Here is a 16720-nt window from a genome sequence, read left to right on the forward strand (position 1 = left end):
GTTCAATGATGACAGAAAAAAACATTACGCCCGAACCTGCTGGCGGTCGCGCCCGCAATGCGGCGAGCTGGCTCATGTTGCTGTTCCCCGCGTCGGTTCTGACGACCAGCTTTGGCGTACACCTGACTCTGTTGATCGTGGTGCTTTCGCTCGCCTTCCTGGCGCGGCGTGGCCTGGCAGAGTTCTACGCCGCCCATGTACGCGACATCAGATGGATCGCGTTGGCCTTCGGCGGCTATTTTCTGGTGACCCTGCTGCGCATGATCTGGTTCAGCGATTCCGTCGGCACGCTCGACGGTCCCTCGCGGCTGCTGCTGGCGCTGGGCTGCATCGGCTTCGTCGGCATCCTGCGTCCGAATATCCGCATGTTCTGGATCGGCATGGGCATCGGTACCATCGGGGCCGCGCTGATCGGCGGCTACCAGTGGTTTGCGCTCGGCGAAGCGCGCGCGGTCGGCGCTACCCATCATGCGATCAGCTTCGGTGACATTGCCGTGGCCATGGGCGTGATGTCGTTCTGCGCGCTCAACGACCTGCGCAACACGCGTGTGGCCTGGCTGCCGGCGGTGGGGCTGCTGTGCGGGGCGCTGGCGGCATTGTTTTCGGGTTCGCGCGGCGCCTGGCTCGGACTGCTGGTGGTGCTGTGGCCGATGCTCAAATACGGCAGCCACCTGCATGGCAAGACCATCCGCTACACTGTCGGCCTGATCCTGGTAGCCTGCGTTGGGGCCTACATGACGCCACAGACAGGTGTGGCGGGCAGGATGAACGACGCTGTGTCCGACATCGAGCGCTACAACACCCTGAACGACGCTGGCACAAACGTCGGCATCCGCCTCGAATTGTGGAAGGCATCGGCAATGCTGATTGCCGAGCATCCGTTGATCGGCGTTGGCCGCGATGCCTTCCATGGCGAGCTGCAGGCGCTCGAGCGCGAAGGGCGGTTGCAGAAGTCGCTCGCCCTCACGTACAGCACGCCGCACAACGACGTGCTCAATACACTGGTCACTGGCGGTTTGCTCGACCTGAGCTTCCTGCTCCTGATCTACGTTGCCCCGTTCACTTTTTTCATGCGTACCCTGCGCAATGGTCCACCTGCGGCCGCTGCCCCGGCGCTGGCCGGCCTGCTGCTGGTGATCTGCTTCATCGTGTTCGGGCTGACTGACGTCATGTTCTGGCTGATGCTGACCAAGGTCTTCTATGCCACCATGGTCGCTGTACTGGTTGGCTTCTGCCTCGTCGCCAGGTCGGCGCCAGCGCCGGTAACGCGCATTTCTTCCCATGATCGTCATGCGTCCATCACTTGACCGCATCCTGATCTGCCGCACCGACAACATCGGCGACGTTGTCCTGACCCTGCCGCTGGCCGGCTACCTGAAAACGCGCTTCCCGCAAGCGCGCGTCGACCTGCTGTGTCGCGCCTACGTGGCGCCGGCGATGCGTCACTCGCGCTTCCTCGACCGCGTGATCACCATCGAAGAAGTGGGCGAGCCGGAAGCGTTCTTCAAACAGGGCGGATACGACGCAGTACTGTTCGCCTTCCCCGATCGCCGTCTGGCAACGGCAGCCAGGCGCGCGCGGGTGCCGCAGCGGATCGGCACCAGCCACCGCCTGTACCACTGGTTCACCTGCAACCGGCTGGCCCATTTCAGCCGCGTCAAATCGGATCTGCACGAAGCGCAGCTGAATTTTTTGCTGCTGCGTCCGCTCGGAATCGACCACGTGCCGACACTTGACGAGATCCCGGCGCTATACGGTCTCGAGGCACCGCAACGGCCTGCAGTCGATGCGCTGTTCGAGAGCGGGCGGCGCCACATCATCCTGCATCCGAAGTCCAACGGCAGCGGGCGTGAATGGCCGCTCGGTCACTTCACGGCATTGGCGCGCGAATTATCGGCGGACCCTGAGATTCGCCTGTTCGTCACCGGCAGCGCAGCAGAGGGCGCCCTGATCGCGCAGCAGGCGCCGGACCTGCTGGCCCTGCCCAACGTGGAGAGCGTCTGCGGCCGGCTTGACCTGGATGGCCTGCTGGCGCTGATTGGGCGCTGCGATGGCCTGGTGGCCAGCAGCACCGGGCCGCTGCACCTGTCGGCTGCGGTGGGCAGTCGTGCGCTCGGCTTGTTCCCGCCGATCAAGCCGCTCGACCCTGGCCGCTGGGGTCCGCTCGGAACGCGCGCTGAAGTGCTGTGCGCCGACCGTCCCTGTGCCGGCTGCAAGGACGCGGCGACCTGCACCTGCATGGCGTCCATTACGCCGTCACAAGTGGCCGCACGCCTGCGTGCCTGGGTACGAACCTAAAGATAATCAGGCTACAACGTGGAAACCAACGTCATCGTCAAACGCCTGCTGGCGCTCGTCAAACCGTACAAATCGCGCGCGGCGCTGGCGCTGCTGTCGATGGCGATCACCGCCGCGACGCAGCCGCTGCTGGCCAAGGCGATGCAGCTGCTGTTCGACCGCGGCTTCGAAGAGCGCATCTCGTTCAGCCTGTGGCTGATTCCCGCCGTGCTGGTATCGATCTTCGTGCTGCGCGGGATTGGCACCTTCGGCACCGCCTACTTCAACAACTGGGTGCTCTCGCGCGTGCTCAACGACATGCGCGCGATGGCCTTCGAGCGCGTGCTGCGCCTGCCGGTCGCGCGCTACCAGGACGAGAGCACCGGCAAGATCATCAACACGGTCGTCAACGACGTGCGCCAGGTGGTCGACATGATCCAGTCGGTGTTCGTCGCCTGCGTGCGTGACGTGCTGGTCGTGATCGGCCTATTGGGCAGCCTGCTTTACCTGAACTGGCAGCTCACGCTGATCGCCATCGTCGTGATTCCGCTGACCGCCGTCATCGTGCGCACGACCACCAAGCGCCTGCGCAACCTGAACCGCGAAAGCCAGCGCGTGACCGCCGAGATGACCGGCGTGGTCGAAGAAGCCGCGCGCGGCCACCAGGTGATCCGCGTGTTCGCCGGTGAAGTCTACGAGCGCCGCCGCTTTCAGCAGCGCAGTGTCGCGCTGCGCGGTTTTTCGCAGCGCATGACGGTGGCCTTTGCCGCCACCACGCCGGTGACCCAGATCGCGACTTCGCTGGCGCTGTCGCTGGTGGTCGTGCTGGCGATGCAGGCCGACATGACGGTCGGCGAATTCACGCAGTTCGTCACCATGATGCTGATGCTGCTCACGCCGCTCAAGTCGCTGGCCGAAGTAAATGGCCCGATGCAGCGCGGGATGTCGGCCGCCGAGACGGTATTCGGCATCATCGACGCCGAGCCGGAAGTCGATACCGGCAGCCGTGAACTGGGCCGCGCCAACGGCCACCTGGTGTTCGAACGGGTCGCGTTCCAGTACCCGAATGCAGCCGGTCCCGCGCTCGACGATGTCTCGCTCGAGGTGTTGCCGGGGCAGACCGTGGCGCTGGTGGGCGTCTCGGGCGGTGGCAAGTCGACGTTCGTGAACCTGGTCACGCGTTTTTATGATCCGCAAGTAGGGCGCGTGCTGCTCGATGGCGTGCCGTATACCGACATCAAGCTGGCGTCGCTGCGCAGCCAGCTGGCGATGGTGAGCCAGAACGTCGTGCTGTTCGACGACACGCTGGCCGCCAACATCGCCTACGGGGCCGAGCACATCGACCAAGAACGCCTGGCTGGCGCGATCCGCGCGGCGCACCTGACGGACGTCGTGGCGCGCCTGCCGGACGGCATCGACACGCGCATCGGCGAAAACGGTTCGCGCCTGTCGGGCGGCCAGCGCCAGCGCGTGGCGATCGCGCGCGCGATCTACAAGGATGCGCCGCTCTTGATCCTGGATGAAGCCACGTCGGCGCTGGACAACGAGAGCGAACGCGCGGTGCAGTCGGCCCTCGACACGCTGATGGCCGGGCGCACGACGATCGTGATCGCGCACCGCCTGTCGACGGTCGAGCGGGCCGACCGCATCGTGGTAATGGAAGCAGGGCGCATCGTGGAGCAGGGCACGCACGACGAGCTGCTGGCCATGAAGGGCATGTACGCGAATCTGTACTATCTGCAGTTCACGGCCGAGAAGAAACAGGCAGTCTAGCCTGCTACGCCGTCCACGCGGTGATGGTTGGCAGCCAGATCATCCGGCACGAAAGCGGCACCGGTAACGATCGCCGCGTGGACGGGGGACCCGTCCACCCTACGCCGTCCACGCGGTGATGGTTGGCAGCGGCATCAAGCCGACATCCTCAACGCGCGTAATGCGCCGCTTCTCCGGCCTGCCGGATCCCCGCGCCGCCGGCAGCTTCCTGCACCGCATGCGCATACCGCCGCAGCGCATCGTCCAGCGACGGCAGCAGCCGCGCTCGTTCGCTGCCCAGCGCGCTGAATGCCGGCCGCTGCGCCGGATAAGCCACGGCTTCGGCCGTGACCTCCTGCAAGCCATCGGCTGACATGCCCGCTGCCGCGCAGGCGCGCCGCGCCAGTTCGGCCCAGCTCACGGCGTCGCCGTTGGTCAGGTGCCAGATGCCGCGCTCGCGGTCGATCATGAGGTCGAGCGCCACCTTCACCAGGTCCGGCACATAGGTTGGCGAGACGATCATGTCGTTCGCGGCCTGGAACGGCTCGCCATTGGCCAGCGCGCCCAGCGCCTGGGTCACGAAGTTGTGCCGGTCCCACGGGCCGAAGAACGCGCTGGTGCGGATCACGAGTGCCTGCGGATCGGCATCGAGCACGCGGGCTTCGGCGTCCAGCTTGCTGCGTCCGTAGACGCCCAGCGGATTGGTCGCATCGGATTCGACATACGGCGCGCCCTTGGCGCCGTCGAACACGAGATCACTCGAGAACGTCATGAAGCGCAGCGCGTGGCGCATGCAGGCCAGCGCCAGCACCGTCGGGCCCAGCGTGTTTTCACGCATGCAGCGCTCGCTGTCGGTTTCGGCCTCGTCAACGCGCACGAAGCCGCCCGCATTGATGATCGCCCACGGCTTGAAACGCACGATCGCCGCGTCGACCGAGGCCGGATCGGTAATGTCCATTTCTTGCCGTGTGAGTGCGTGGCAGGCCAGGTTGCGCGCCTCGCAGATGCGCTTGAAGGCCGCGCCAAGCGTGCCGGTCGCGCCCGTGATCAGGATCGGTTGCACGGGCGCCGACTTGAACTGGCTGCGTACGGCGATGTCGGCCACTGCCGTGCGGGTGGCGACGGGTTTGCACCAGAAGCGGCCCGGCCGGCGCCACCAGCCTTCGCCCTGCAGGACGGGATTGGACAGCGCGCGCTTGCTGGCCAGTTCGCGCATCAGGGTTGCCAGCGCGGTAGGGCGGGGCGTGGGCGAACGTACGTCGAACGGGCCCGGCTCGTAGTAGCCGTGGCAAGCGGTCACCAGGCTGTTCCAGTCGAACGAGCCCAGCAGCGCCCAGACCGTGACCGCGCGGATGTCGGCGCCCTGCTGGCGCGCCTTGAGGGCGGCGTTCCAGATTTCGACGAGCCAGCGCAACTGGTCTTCGCGGTTGGCGTCGATGTGCGCTTCGGTAATCGCGATCGGCAAGCCGTAGCGTTCCCAGGTTTCCATCAACAGCGGGGCGATGCCGGGCGTGGGCGTGGCCAGCGCGCGCGGCGCCTCGATGTCGGCGTGGGCCACGCCCCGGTACATGTGGCGGTGGCTTTCGGGATAGCGTTCAGGGCGATGGTCAAGCCAGCGCTCGCTGGTGACGTAATAGTTCACGCCGATCACGTCAGGCGGGCACGGGTTGTCGCGGAACCAGCGCAATTCATCGGCCGTGGCGCCCGAGTCGAGCAGGTAGTCCCACAGCTTGTGGCCCGTGTCGACCATCCCGCACAGCAGGTCCCAGGCCAGCCAGCGGCGCTCGTTGAAATAGTTCGCGATGTCCTGCATCTCGGGCGTGCCGTAGGTCTTGGACAGGTCGTCGGTCTGGACCAGTTTTGCGCGCGGATTGACGGCGCGGATTGCGCGCATCGACAGCACCGTCGCACGGCACTGGATCAGCAGCGCGCGGATGAACGTGGCTTCGTCGCCGCCATGCGGGTACCAGACACCGGCCAGACCCGAGAAGCGCGCGGTGGTGCAGATCTCGTTGACGGGCGTGTAGTGCTCGACCCACGGATAGCGGGCAGCCACGGCGCCGGCGTACTCGGCCAGCTGGTCGGGGAAGGCGGGATCGACGAGGCTCGTGTGACGGGGGCCGCTGCCGTGGTGGATCAGGCCGACAATCGGGTTGACTCCGAGGTCGCGCAGCGCCGGCAGCCGTTCGTCGGCCCATGACCAGTCGGCCTTGTCGATGCCGTCAGGCGCCGTGCGCTCCCACAGCACCGGGTAACGGATCGCCTGGATGCCGAGCGATGCAAAGCGTTCAATATCTTGCAGGCGGCCAGCATGGCCGTTGCGGTCCATCTGGCTGAAATAGTCGTCGCGTACGCGGTTAACCGTGCATTCGAGCCCGCCCCACAGGGCGAGGTCGGGCTGGGAATCGGTGCGAAGAGTCATGAAGGCTTACCTGCGTAGTGAACATGACAATAGACTAACGGTCACCGGGCAGTCACTATGTTAAGTGGTTCACATAGTGGGCGTTTTTCGGACCAGTCCTACCTTCTGCCGATGGTTTTTTGGGTAGCGTGGCAATTCTGCAGAGTAGATCCATTCAAGCGACAATGTGTTTCTTCACAACGCAGGAGGAAATCCCATGTACATGGTCTACTGGACAGTGGTGGACGGCGCGGCCACACACGCGCACGCGCAGGGCTTCGACACGGCTGACATGGTCCCGGCAATGGGGTTCATGGAGGCACTGCGCAAGCGCCAGCGTGACGGCGAAGGCATACGCTTCATCACCATGTGCTCGGAGCATCCGGACGTCGTGGGCCATCCCGGCGTGGACGTCACAGGCGCCGATTACAACTGGAAAAAGCGGCGCAGTTAGCGCGATGGATCGTTCATGCCGGTCAGGCTCACGACCTGGCCGTCGGCGCGCACGATGCCGTTCTCGAACACGATCGTCGAGGCGCGGTTTACGTCCGGCAGCTTGATGGTGATGGTGTCGCCACGCTGGGCGATACTGCCTTGTGCAGCGCAGGTGCCGAACAGCGGCGTGGGTGTGACGCCGGATGCATCGGCGAGCAAAAAGTAGAACAGCGTCTCGCAACTGTTGCCGCGTCCGCCGCTACTGGCGACCAGGATGGCTTCCTTGCCGCCGGAAAGCTTGAAGCTGCGCAGCGGGAACTGCCAACGCGCATCTTCGCCCGTGAACAGCGCCTGGCCATCGAGCAGCAGCATGCCGGCATCATTAGCGCCGGTCTTGCGTTCCAGCAGGCCGGCCACCGTGCGCAGCGACGCCGGCAGGTTGTCGGCATTGCTGTCGAGGACGCTGCCACCAGCAAGCGGCGCGGCATCTGCGGCCTGGGCGGCAGCGCGCTGCTCGTCGCGCTCTCGTGTCGTGTAGTCCTGATATGCAGGGGCGGCGATGGCCGCCAGGACACCGATGATCACTGCGACCACCGTGAGGCCGACACCCCATTGCGACCACTTACGCTGGACGCGGTTGAAGTGCTCGAGGCTGTCCCACTGCTTGTTTTTCCAGGCCATTTCGCGGCCCTTGAATCCCAGCCAGAATGCCATGATCCAGCCCACGTACGGCACCAGTGCCAGCAGGCCGATCCAGGAGCGGTTGCCGATGGCCCAGATCCAGTTCAGGAAAAATGCGCCCCAGCTCCAGCCTTTCACGCCATCGGGAATCTCACCGCTGGCGCCGCGAAGCGATGTTTTGTCGAGGTTGACTGCCGACGCTGCGAGGACGGCCGCCGACTTGCCGCAGACTGCGCACGCAGCAGCATCCGGTGCCATCGGGGCGCCGCAATGAGAACAGAACATGAGAGACTTTCCTGAAAGTGGGGGCGCAACGCTGCGCCCTGCAATGCCGCAGCACGATTATAGCGATCGTGGCCCTGCGGAAGTCTCACCCAATTCCACGCATCAATACTGGCGGCCGTCCATGCAGTCTCCCACTGTGATGGTGGAGCGAGCAAAAAAAAAGACACCAGCCGGTGTCTTTTTTCTTACTTCTTACTAAATTTTTTGCCTATCCCGCCTGTCGGCAATCACAGGGGTGATCGCTGACAAGCGGGCTGGGCTGACTTACACCGACGGCGGATCGGTTTCGCGGGCAAACACGCGGAAGCCGGCCAGTGCCGTCTTGAACGCTGCCAGGGCCGCATCGGCATTGGCTGCATCACCCATGATCAGGCCCGGATCATCCGAACCATCCGGCAGCGTGGTCGGGATCATGGCCTTGGTCAGCAGGTCCGAACCGGCGCCGAACACGAGGATCGGCTTGCCGTGACGGTATTGCTCGCGCAGGAATTCCAGCACCTGTGCGTTCTTGGCCAGCGTGGCCACTGCCTGGTCGCCGTCCGGCACGATCACTGCGTCGTACATGACCGATGGACCAGCTTCGACCGAGATCTCGACGTCGATCGGGTCGCCGTCAAGCGCCTTGACCTTGCCCAGCATATTGCCGACCATGCGTGGCACGGCGCCATCCTTGAGCAGGCTGCCATACTGGCCCTTGACTGCCTTGTCATCGACGCCCGACGCGATCAGCACCGCGACGCGGCGGCCCTTGATGCCGGTGACGCCCGGACGGCTCAGCAGCGACAGCGCTGGCGATGGCGGATAGGTTGGAATCGGCGCATCAGTCGCCAGTGGCAGCGGTGCCGGCACGTCCATACCCAGACCTTCGGCCACGCGGGACACCAGCACGTCATCGACGTTGGCCAGCAGCGCCAGCACACGCTCGCGCACTGCCGGCGTCTGCACGCGGGTCAGCTCGAAACGGAATGCGTTGACGATGTGGTTCTTCTCGGCCGAGCTCTGGCTCTGCCAGAACAGGCGTGCCTGCGAATAGTGGTCAGCAAACAGTTCCGGATTGCCGCGCACTTTGTCCGCTGCGATGGTCTCCGGGAAGCTGGTGAAGCCTGCAGGACCAGCCTGGTATGGCACACCGCCGCCCAGCGAATTCGGTTCGTAGTTCACGCGGCCGCGGTTGATGGCCTGGCGATGGAAACCGTCGCGCTGGTTGTTCTGGATCTGGACGATCGGCGAGTTGATCGGGATCTCGTGGAAGTTCGGGCCGCCCAGACGGGTCAGCTGGGTATCCTGGTACGAGAAATTACGGCCTTGCAGCAGCGGATCGTTCGAGAAGTCGATGCCCGGCACGACGTGCGACGTGCAGAACGCGACTTGCTCGGTTTCGGCAAAGAAGTTGTCCGGATTGCGGTCCAGCACCATCTTGCCAACTGGGGTCAGTGGCACCAGCTCTTCCGGAATCAGCTTGGTCGAATCGAGCACGTCGAAGGCGAAGCTGGCAGCCTGTTCTTCGGTAAAGATCTGCAGACCCAGTTCCCATTCAGGGAAATTGCCCGCTTCAATCGCTTCCCACAGGTCGCGGCGGTGGAAGTCAGGATCGGCGCCCGAGATGCGGACAGCTTCGTCCCACACCAGCGAGTGTGTACCCTGCATTGGCGTCCAGTGGAATTTCACGAAGCGCGCTTCGCCCTGTGCGTTGATCAGGCGGAACGTGTGCACGCCAAAACCCTGCATCGTGCGGTAGCTGCGCGGGATGGCGCGGTCCGACATCGTCCACATCAGCATGTGCGCAATTTCCGGCGACAGCGAGGCGAAGTCCCAGAACGTGTCATGGGCAGTGGCCGCCTGCGGCATCGCGTGATGCGGTTCCGGCTTGGCAGCGTGCACCAGGTCAGGGAACTTCATGGCGTCCTGGATGAAGAACACCGGGATGTTGTTACCCACCAGATCCCAGTTGCCTTCTTCGGTATAGAACTTGACCGCGAAACCGCGCACGTCGCGTGCGGTGTCGGTCGAACCACGTTCGCCGGCCACGGTCGAGAAGCGCAGGAACACTGGCGTGCGCTTGCTCTTCTTGGCGAACGGGATGGCGCGGGTCAGCGCGCTGAAGTTGTCGTAGGACTCGAAATAACCGTGCGCAGCCGAGCCGCGTGCGTGCACGACGCGCTCAGGGATGCGCTCATGGTCGAAGTGACTGATCTTTTCGCGCAGGACGAAGTCTTCGAGCAGGGTCGGACCACGCAGGCCGGCCTTCAGCGAATGCTGGTTGTCCGAGACCGGGACGCCCTGGTTGGTCGTCAGGTGACGGTCCGCCGGGTCGACGCGCACGCGGTCGAGCGGATCGACGGTGGCGTTTTCGCCTTTTGGCGGATTGCCGTCGCCGACCTTGTCATTGGCAACGATTTCGCTCGACGTGCTGCCGGTGGCGGCGTGGGTCGATGGCTTGAAGCTTTCGCCGACTGCTGGCGTACGCGACGCGTCGCCATACTCGCCAGCCTTGTTGGCATTGAAGGGACGTGCCGCTGCGAGCTCTTGCTCTGCAGGGATTTTATCGAGCAAACGATCCGCGATCGGGTTGCTGACGCCAAGGCTTTGTGGCGGCTTGGCATCGGATGGACCGGCTACCGTGCTCAGGACCGATCCGGCGCCATCGAATGAGCTGGGGTGCTTTGATGTTGGCATGCTGTTCCTTGTTTGTTGTAGAGATAATTAACTCCCAATAACATAGCGCAGCACGTCAAACCTCCACTGTGAGGTCACACACACACAGGAAGATCAGTATTTAATTATTCCTATGATATCGATCAGGATTTTCAATCGTTGGTTTGCTCTAAAATAAACAAGATAGTCGTACGGCATTGATGTGTATCGCGGGGCAGTGCAGCATCGCAACAAGGTGTCAGCAGGCTCCTACGTTAGCCGATCAACTCGCTTCAAACCCGCTTGCTGCGCCATCAGTGGCAGGCGCACGACGAGGCGCGCGCCTTGCGTGTGGGCACTGTCGATGACCAGCGTGCCGCCATGCGCAGCCACTTGTTCCTGCTGCGTCGCCAGGCCAAAGCTGCCGGACTTGCGTGGCGCCTGCGGGTTGAACCCGACGCCGTTGTCGCTGATGCCCAGTTCGAGCATGCCGTCCACGCTGACCAGGTGCAGCTGAACCCGGCTGGCAAGCGAATGACGACACACATTGTCGAGCGACTCGCGCAACACGCGGTGTAAGCTCATCAGGATGTCTTCGTCGATCTGCAGATCGTCGAGACGCCCGTCAGCCTGCACGTCGCAGGCTATGCCACTCGCACGGGTGAACTTGCGCGCCTCGATTTCCAGCGTGGCCACGACGCCCAGCTCGAGGCCGGCAGGCCGTAGTTCGCTCAGCAGGTGCTTGACGGTGCGCAGCGTCTCATCGACATTGCCCAGCGCCGCGCTTACCCAGTCATGCAGGCGGCCATGGTGGTCGTTCGTTTGCTGGTGCAGGGTGACGATGTCGAGCCGCAATGCCAGCAGGTTCTGGCCAAGGCAATCGTGGATCTCGCGCGAGATCCGCTTGCGCTCGGCCTCACTGCTGGCGCGCTGGTGGGCCAGTAACGAGTGCAGTTGCTGCTCGGATGCGCGTAACGATGCTTCGGAATGCTGGCAGGCGATGATCTTTTCGACCAGCGCCTGGTTGACGAGCATTTGCCCTTCGGTCAGCTGTCGCATGGACGCTTCGAGTCCGTCATCGGCAACCACATCGGCATAGCGCGACGGTGCCAATGCATCGCGCAGTTGGTCCGGTGCTTTGCTGTGACGATTGCGGAGTCGGGTTCGCATGGCAATCACCTGTGGTTCACGCGCGAAAAAGGGATGAGTTTCCTGCTGCCTGTTGTGAGACGCTAAGTATTTTGCTGACGCAAGTCAAGCGGAACCGATGGGAACGCACGCAAAATCACGCGCGCATGTTGGCTGCGTGTTTGTTCGCGGGTGGGAGCAACGGCGCACCATGCAACTTGGATGGACTGAATCTCAATAGGTTTGCAGGCGCGTTCGTCAAGCAGGCTGCAATCGATCTGGATCAATCTTGCTGCCTGTTGATGGATCGTTGTTCAGAGCGACAAAATGGCCTTGGCCAGATTGTTTCTGGCGTGCTGCTCCAGGCGTTGCGCGACGGCGGGCGTCGTGTAAATCTGTTCGCGGTCGAGAAAGCCCTGCAGCACGGCGCGGCGCTTGACCGCGTAGACCTCTGGCGGCACCCACGCATATTCGGCCGCGATCTGGCGCGTGTACCCGGCAAAGCGTGCGGCGGGTGCACCCAGGATGGCCAGGTCGATGTCGACCAGCAAAGCCTGATCCGGCGAGGCGGGCAGGGCGGTGTGGCAGGTGGCCATGATCAGGTCATGCACGCGCTGGCAGCGGGCCGTATCGACGCCGCCAGCCGCCAGGGCCTGGACAGCCCAGTGCGCCGAGCGTGCTTCGTTGTCGTGGCCCTGCACGTCGTAGATAGCGTCGTGGAACCACAGGGCCAGCTCGATGTCGGCAGGCTGTTCGGCTTGTGCCCGCAACGTGTCGAACAGTGTCAGGCATTCCGTGAGGTGTTGCAGCGTGTGGTAGTGGCGCTGGGGGTCGTCCCATGCGCGCAGCAATTGCTCGCACAAGCCGGCGGGCGGGGCCAGGTTCAGGGATGCCCAGGTTGCTTGCCAGTGCGTCAGGTTATCTTGATCGGGCATCAATGGCGAAAACGTCAGTTAAACACGTTGTTCCTGGGAAGTGCGCGACGCTATCGACATCTGACATCGACCTGAGTCTCTCCGGCATGGGCGCCTTTCGTGCCTGTCACTGTGCATGTAGTGATCTCATCAGGCAGCCGTTTCGCCAACGACACCTCGCCGAACACACCGTAGTCGCACCTGAGCCATTTACCGTCAGGGTACTGACCATCCAGTGCGTATGTCCGTCTCCACCCTGTTTTGGTTTTTGTGGCGTCGCGTTCACGAAGCACGCCGAGACGTTCCGGCGGACCATCAGCCGGCGCAGCGCTGCTCAAGTACAGCGGTGAAGAGACAAACGGTGTCCAATCCTGATCAGGCGCGACCGGGTGAAGAGATGCTTTTGGTATCGATTGGGGGCACACAAAGTTTTGTGGCGCCGCATGGGCCACGAAGTGGGCCGAGACGATAGCTAGGGCCGCGACTGCACAATGGATTTTCATGGTTTACCCGATCACGAAAAATGCATCGGCATTGTTGGAAGGGTCGATAAAGTTGCCATTGCTATCTTTCCCTTTTCTACGGATAAGGCGCTTGTCGATCGCAGCCTTCGGGCGCCACTGATCTATTACGTAAATGCCGTCAGATAATTGCCCCTATATAAAGGCAGTATGGTTGCCACGAGACTGATTCGCAGATTTTCCGTTGATAAAGGTTAGTATGTAGAGATTCAGTATGCGGAGTGACGCTGGCTAGTGAAATTCACCATTATCGTTAGTCAGTCACAGCTTAAAGCCAGATGTCGAATTTCGGTGCGCGACTCAACTCGCAAGGATACGCAGTCGAATCGCGCCGTCAGTCTTTTGATAATCAGATTTGTCCAAGATTAGTAAAAACGTCTGCTGCAATATTGCGACCTAGCGGGATGCCTCCAGTTTGATTTTCGAGGTTCAATAGCTCCGACGGTTTTTCAGCGGTTGTTGCATCAAACCTCCAATGCACTCCTAGATAAACGCGGCTGATGCCATTCCAATACATGGCCTCTATCATGCTGTCAAATCTGCGATTATGCCTTGGGCGCACAGTACCTGAGGAGTCTTTTGATTGACCGTTTAGCTCATCAGAAACGTAATCAAACCCAACATTGTCCATTTCGCCTGACTTAAAGCCATGAATAAGCCTAATCATTTCGAATGCCGCTGCGCCAAAGGTGGCATGCCCAGACGGATAGGCTGGAAACGGGGGCGTAAAGTCTTTGCCAATGCTATTCGAGTTTGGAGCTCCAAGAGGTTCCCAAAAAGGATCAGCATCTGGGTCGACGTTAAGCCTTGATCTGGCCAGCGAAGAAAGCTCTTCTCCGTGCTCTCTAATGCCTACGACTGGACGCCAGACATTATAGTTAAACTTATGAAACCATGCTTCTGTTGCTGCATCTGCCATCGCAACGTTAATTAACATTAACCATCGGGCCAGATGGACCGTTCTTTTTGTAGTTTCAATCTCTGTTACCTTTTTACTTAAAATTTCTACAGCAATCTGATTATACAGCCTAGGTGGCGTCCCTATTTCATTGACTCCGTCGTAGGCCCAGTATAATCCTATCAATTTCTCGTCGATTTTTCGCTCATTATTGTCTCGCCTGCCTTTCTCTTTCACTTGTCTGAAGTGTGAAATATAGTCCGAGTAAGTTGAGGCTGATGTATCCAATGTATATGCCAGATTTGGCTCTTGGACCTGTTTGTATCCAGGTGGGACATCAAGAGCGGTACGTTTTTTCAGCGCGAAATGATCTGTTCTGCCGAAGTCTTTTCCCACTAAAGGTTGAGGAGAATTAAACGGATCGTCCTTGTGGTTTCCATTATAAATTTCATCTGAAAGACTGGGGATCGGATTATTCATGTCGCTTTTTCGCTTTTCGAATACACGCTCGCCTACACTCTTTCCAAACGCGAGCGCTTCCTTATTGGCCATGGATTCGTCAATCCCGGTAGACATGGCTAATAAATTTGCATCGAAAAGATCTGTATGGGAAGGATACATTTTTTTCAACGCCATATAAGCAGCGCCGGAGATAGCCATTATCACTTCTTCGTGAGCTTTAGTAGCACTGTCGGGTAGATCCACAGTTTCTAACCATGGCTGGTATGACGGGTTACTGTAGTATCTTACGCACGCATCATGCATTGCGATATGAGCTATTGCTAACGCTCGTGCGCTGCGTGTGGGTCCTCCGTGGTGGACTGCTTTCATCTGACCGCTGTGATCGCGGCGATTTGCCTCAAGGGCTATGTTATTCCAATATAGTACTGGCTCAGTCATGACATCTCCTAGGGTGAATTGCACTTGTGAAGGAAAAATTATCGATCACCTCGCCCGCAGTTCATCTAACCAGCTTTCACCTTATCGGTAACCCTAAAGAGGCTGCCGCGATCAATTTATTCTCCAAGGCCAATCGATTTTTCATAAGGGAAATAGAGGTCTGTTGCGGGTAACCGCAGGATTAAGACTAAGTTTGTTATTCTCAGTTGTCCAATTAATCCTGTATTTACGCGATGGATGGAGCAATTCTGCGACACTATTGCGTAAAATCATCTACTTTCTCTGTTTCTAGTCAAAGGAGCATCCGCGATTGTTACCACTTCTCCGTAAGTTTACAAATCGTGGAACCTCTTTGCCAGCCAATGCAGACGCTGTCGTCTCTCTGCGCGGTATAAGTAAAATTGCGCCGCTGATATGTAGTCGGCAGTTGATCTCACCGCTGACTAGCAATCCTGCCGCTCGGTAAGCGTTTTCGATGAGCGATTTGCCTAGCTGACTTCCGGTAGTCCCCCCAGAAAAGAGCGCGATCAGAAATAGACTTTTCTACTTGACACACAGAAAGCTCTGCATGAAGACCTCCCGCTTTACCGACAGCCAGATCGTCGCCATTCTCAAGCAAGCCGAAGCCGGCAGCCCTGTATCAGAGCTGTACCGCGAGCATGGCATCAGCAACGCTACGTTCTACAAGTGGCCCTCCAAATTCGGCGGGATGGATGCCATCGCTGATGGCACGCACGAAGGAGCTAGAAGAGGAAAACCGTCGCCTCAAGACGATGTATGTCGAGGAGCGCCTCAAGGCCGAGATCGTCGCGGAGGCACTCACAAAAAAATGGTAGCGCCATCTCAAACGGCGGGAGATGGCGCAGTGGGCCGTGTTGGAGCGGTCAGCCACGGTCAAGCTGGCGTGCCAGGCATTTGGCACTAGCCAGACCTGCTACCGATACAAAGCGAAGCTGGACGCGGAAAACAACTTCATTGCCGACTGGCTGGTACGGCTGACGAACAACCGGCGCAACTGAGGCTTTGGCCTGTGCGTCATGTAGCCTGCGCAACGTGAGAGGATTCAAATACGCCACAAGCGTGTCTACAGAAGCAAATGCGAAATAGAACTGAACCTGCGGATCAAACCGTGTCATCGTCTGGCGCGGGAGAAACCGCTGCCGTTGGCAGTGCCGAGTGCGATCTATCAGGGCTGGTCGATGGACTTCATGCATGGCCAGCTTGCCGATGGGCGCAGCATCCATTTGTTCAATGTGATTGATGACTTCAACCACGAGGGGATGACTTCAACCGCGAGGGCTTGGGGATCGAGGTCGATTTCTCGCTGTCGCCCGAGCGGGTGATCCGGTCACTCGACAGAATCATCGAATAGCTCGGCAAGCCGGGGTCCGTTCGATGCAACAACGGGCCTGAATACATCCGCGCAGTGATCTTGGCATGGGCTGCAAAAACGCGGCATCCGCATCGATTCCATCCAGCCCGGCTAGCCCAACAGAATGCCTACGTTGAGCGCTACAACATGACGGTTCGTTACGACTGGCTCGCCTATCACTTGTTCGAGACGCTCGACGAAATCCAGGAATTTGTCACCAACTGGTTGGGGACCTACAATCACGACCGGCCCAACGTGGCGCTCGGTGGAATTACGCTAAAACAGAAACTGGTGCTCGCCGCTTAACCTCTACTTTTAGCGTGCTCTAAAAATGGGGGGATTACCATATGACGAGTACAAAGGTGCCGGCTTCGTAGAAAAACTCGGATTATGATAGCTGATCTGTTTTAATCAGGTGGAGGCGTCGAATTGTCTACTGAAAGCTCCGATTTTCCGCGTGGCTAGCTGTATAGCTACGTTTATATAATGCAGAAATGCAATCTAAAATGATTGATTCTTAAA

General features: G+C 60.4%; 11 protein-coding genes and 2 pseudogenes. 5 read left to right on the forward strand and 8 right to left on the reverse strand.

The features are described from left to right. Positions 1-74 precede the first annotated feature (74 nt). From AC56LV_RS17280 to msbA, 3 genes are read left to right on the forward strand one after another with little or no spacing between them, the layout of a single operon-like run. Positions 75-1307, forward strand: a complete 1233-nt coding sequence (locus AC56LV_RS17280) for an O-antigen ligase family protein (RefSeq protein WP_499559420.1) — start codon at positions 75-77, stop codon at positions 1305-1307. Then, the gene (locus AC56LV_RS17285) at positions 1291-2298 is read left to right on the forward strand and encodes a glycosyltransferase family 9 protein (RefSeq protein ID WP_499559422.1); all 1008 of its coding nucleotides are present in this window, start codon (positions 1291-1293) and stop codon (positions 2296-2298) included. The genes AC56LV_RS17280 and AC56LV_RS17285 overlap by 17 nt, the downstream gene beginning before the upstream one ends. 18 nt (positions 2299-2316) lie before the next feature. Then, positions 2317-4050 carry a lipid A export permease/ATP-binding protein MsbA gene (gene msbA, locus AC56LV_RS17290; RefSeq protein ID WP_499559424.1) on the forward strand — a complete coding sequence of 578 codons (1734 nt, stop codon included), beginning with the start codon at positions 2317-2319 and terminating at the stop codon, positions 4048-4050. Between the two features lie 148 nt (positions 4051-4198). On the opposite strand, the gene AC56LV_RS17295 is transcribed toward msbA, so the two are convergent. Next, the gene (locus AC56LV_RS17295) at positions 4199-6451 is read right to left on the reverse strand and encodes a family 1 glycosylhydrolase (RefSeq protein WP_499559426.1); all 2253 of its coding nucleotides are present in this window, start codon (positions 6449-6451) and stop codon (positions 4199-4201) included. 196 nt (positions 6452-6647) lie between these two features. Between AC56LV_RS17295 and AC56LV_RS17300 the strand changes: the two genes are divergently transcribed. Beyond that, entirely contained in the window at positions 6648-6884 is a 237-nt protein-coding gene (locus AC56LV_RS17300; protein ID WP_499559427.1) for a hypothetical protein, read from the forward strand. Here the strand turns inward: AC56LV_RS17300 and AC56LV_RS17305 are convergent. From AC56LV_RS17305 to AC56LV_RS17335, 7 genes and pseudogenes are all read right to left on the reverse strand, one after another. After that, positions 6881-7831 carry a zinc ribbon domain-containing protein gene (locus AC56LV_RS17305; RefSeq protein WP_499559429.1) on the reverse strand — a complete coding sequence of 317 codons (951 nt, stop codon included), beginning with the start codon at positions 7829-7831 and terminating at the stop codon, positions 6881-6883. The genes AC56LV_RS17300 and AC56LV_RS17305 overlap by 4 nt on opposite strands. Before the next feature lie 264 nt (positions 7832-8095). Continuing rightward, positions 8096-10507 carry a catalase gene (locus AC56LV_RS17310; protein ID WP_499559431.1) on the reverse strand — a complete coding sequence of 804 codons (2412 nt, stop codon included), beginning with the start codon at positions 10505-10507 and terminating at the stop codon, positions 8096-8098. 228 nt (positions 10508-10735) lie between these two features. Then, positions 10736-11635, reverse strand: a complete 900-nt coding sequence (locus AC56LV_RS17315; RefSeq protein ID WP_499559433.1) for a sensor histidine kinase — start codon at positions 11633-11635, stop codon at positions 10736-10738. A 272-nt stretch (positions 11636-11907) separates the two neighbouring features. Beyond that, positions 11908-12528 carry an HD domain-containing protein gene (locus tag AC56LV_RS17320; RefSeq protein WP_499559435.1) on the reverse strand — a complete coding sequence of 207 codons (621 nt, stop codon included), beginning with the start codon at positions 12526-12528 and terminating at the stop codon, positions 11908-11910. A 50-nt stretch (positions 12529-12578) separates the two neighbouring features. Further along, complete coding sequence (locus AC56LV_RS17325; protein WP_499559437.1) at positions 12579-13010, reverse strand: STY0301 family protein; 432 nt, start codon at positions 13008-13010, stop codon at positions 12579-12581. A gap of 3 nt (positions 13011-13013) precedes the next feature. Next, a pseudogene (locus tag AC56LV_RS17330) lies at positions 13014-13148 on the reverse strand (BPSL0067 family protein); the annotation flags it as partial. 229 nt (positions 13149-13377) lie between these two features. Next, a complete protein-coding gene (locus AC56LV_RS17335) occupies positions 13378-14826 on the reverse strand; it encodes a vanadium-dependent haloperoxidase (RefSeq protein WP_499559439.1) in 1449 nt (482 codons plus the stop codon). Between the two features lie 568 nt (positions 14827-15394). Here AC56LV_RS17335 and AC56LV_RS17340 point away from each other — a divergent pair. Continuing rightward, positions 15395-16504: pseudogene (locus AC56LV_RS17340) on the forward strand (IS3 family transposase). Positions 16505-16720 lie beyond the last annotated feature (216 nt).

The organism is Telluria sp. RB2R28 (assembly GCF_059685835.1).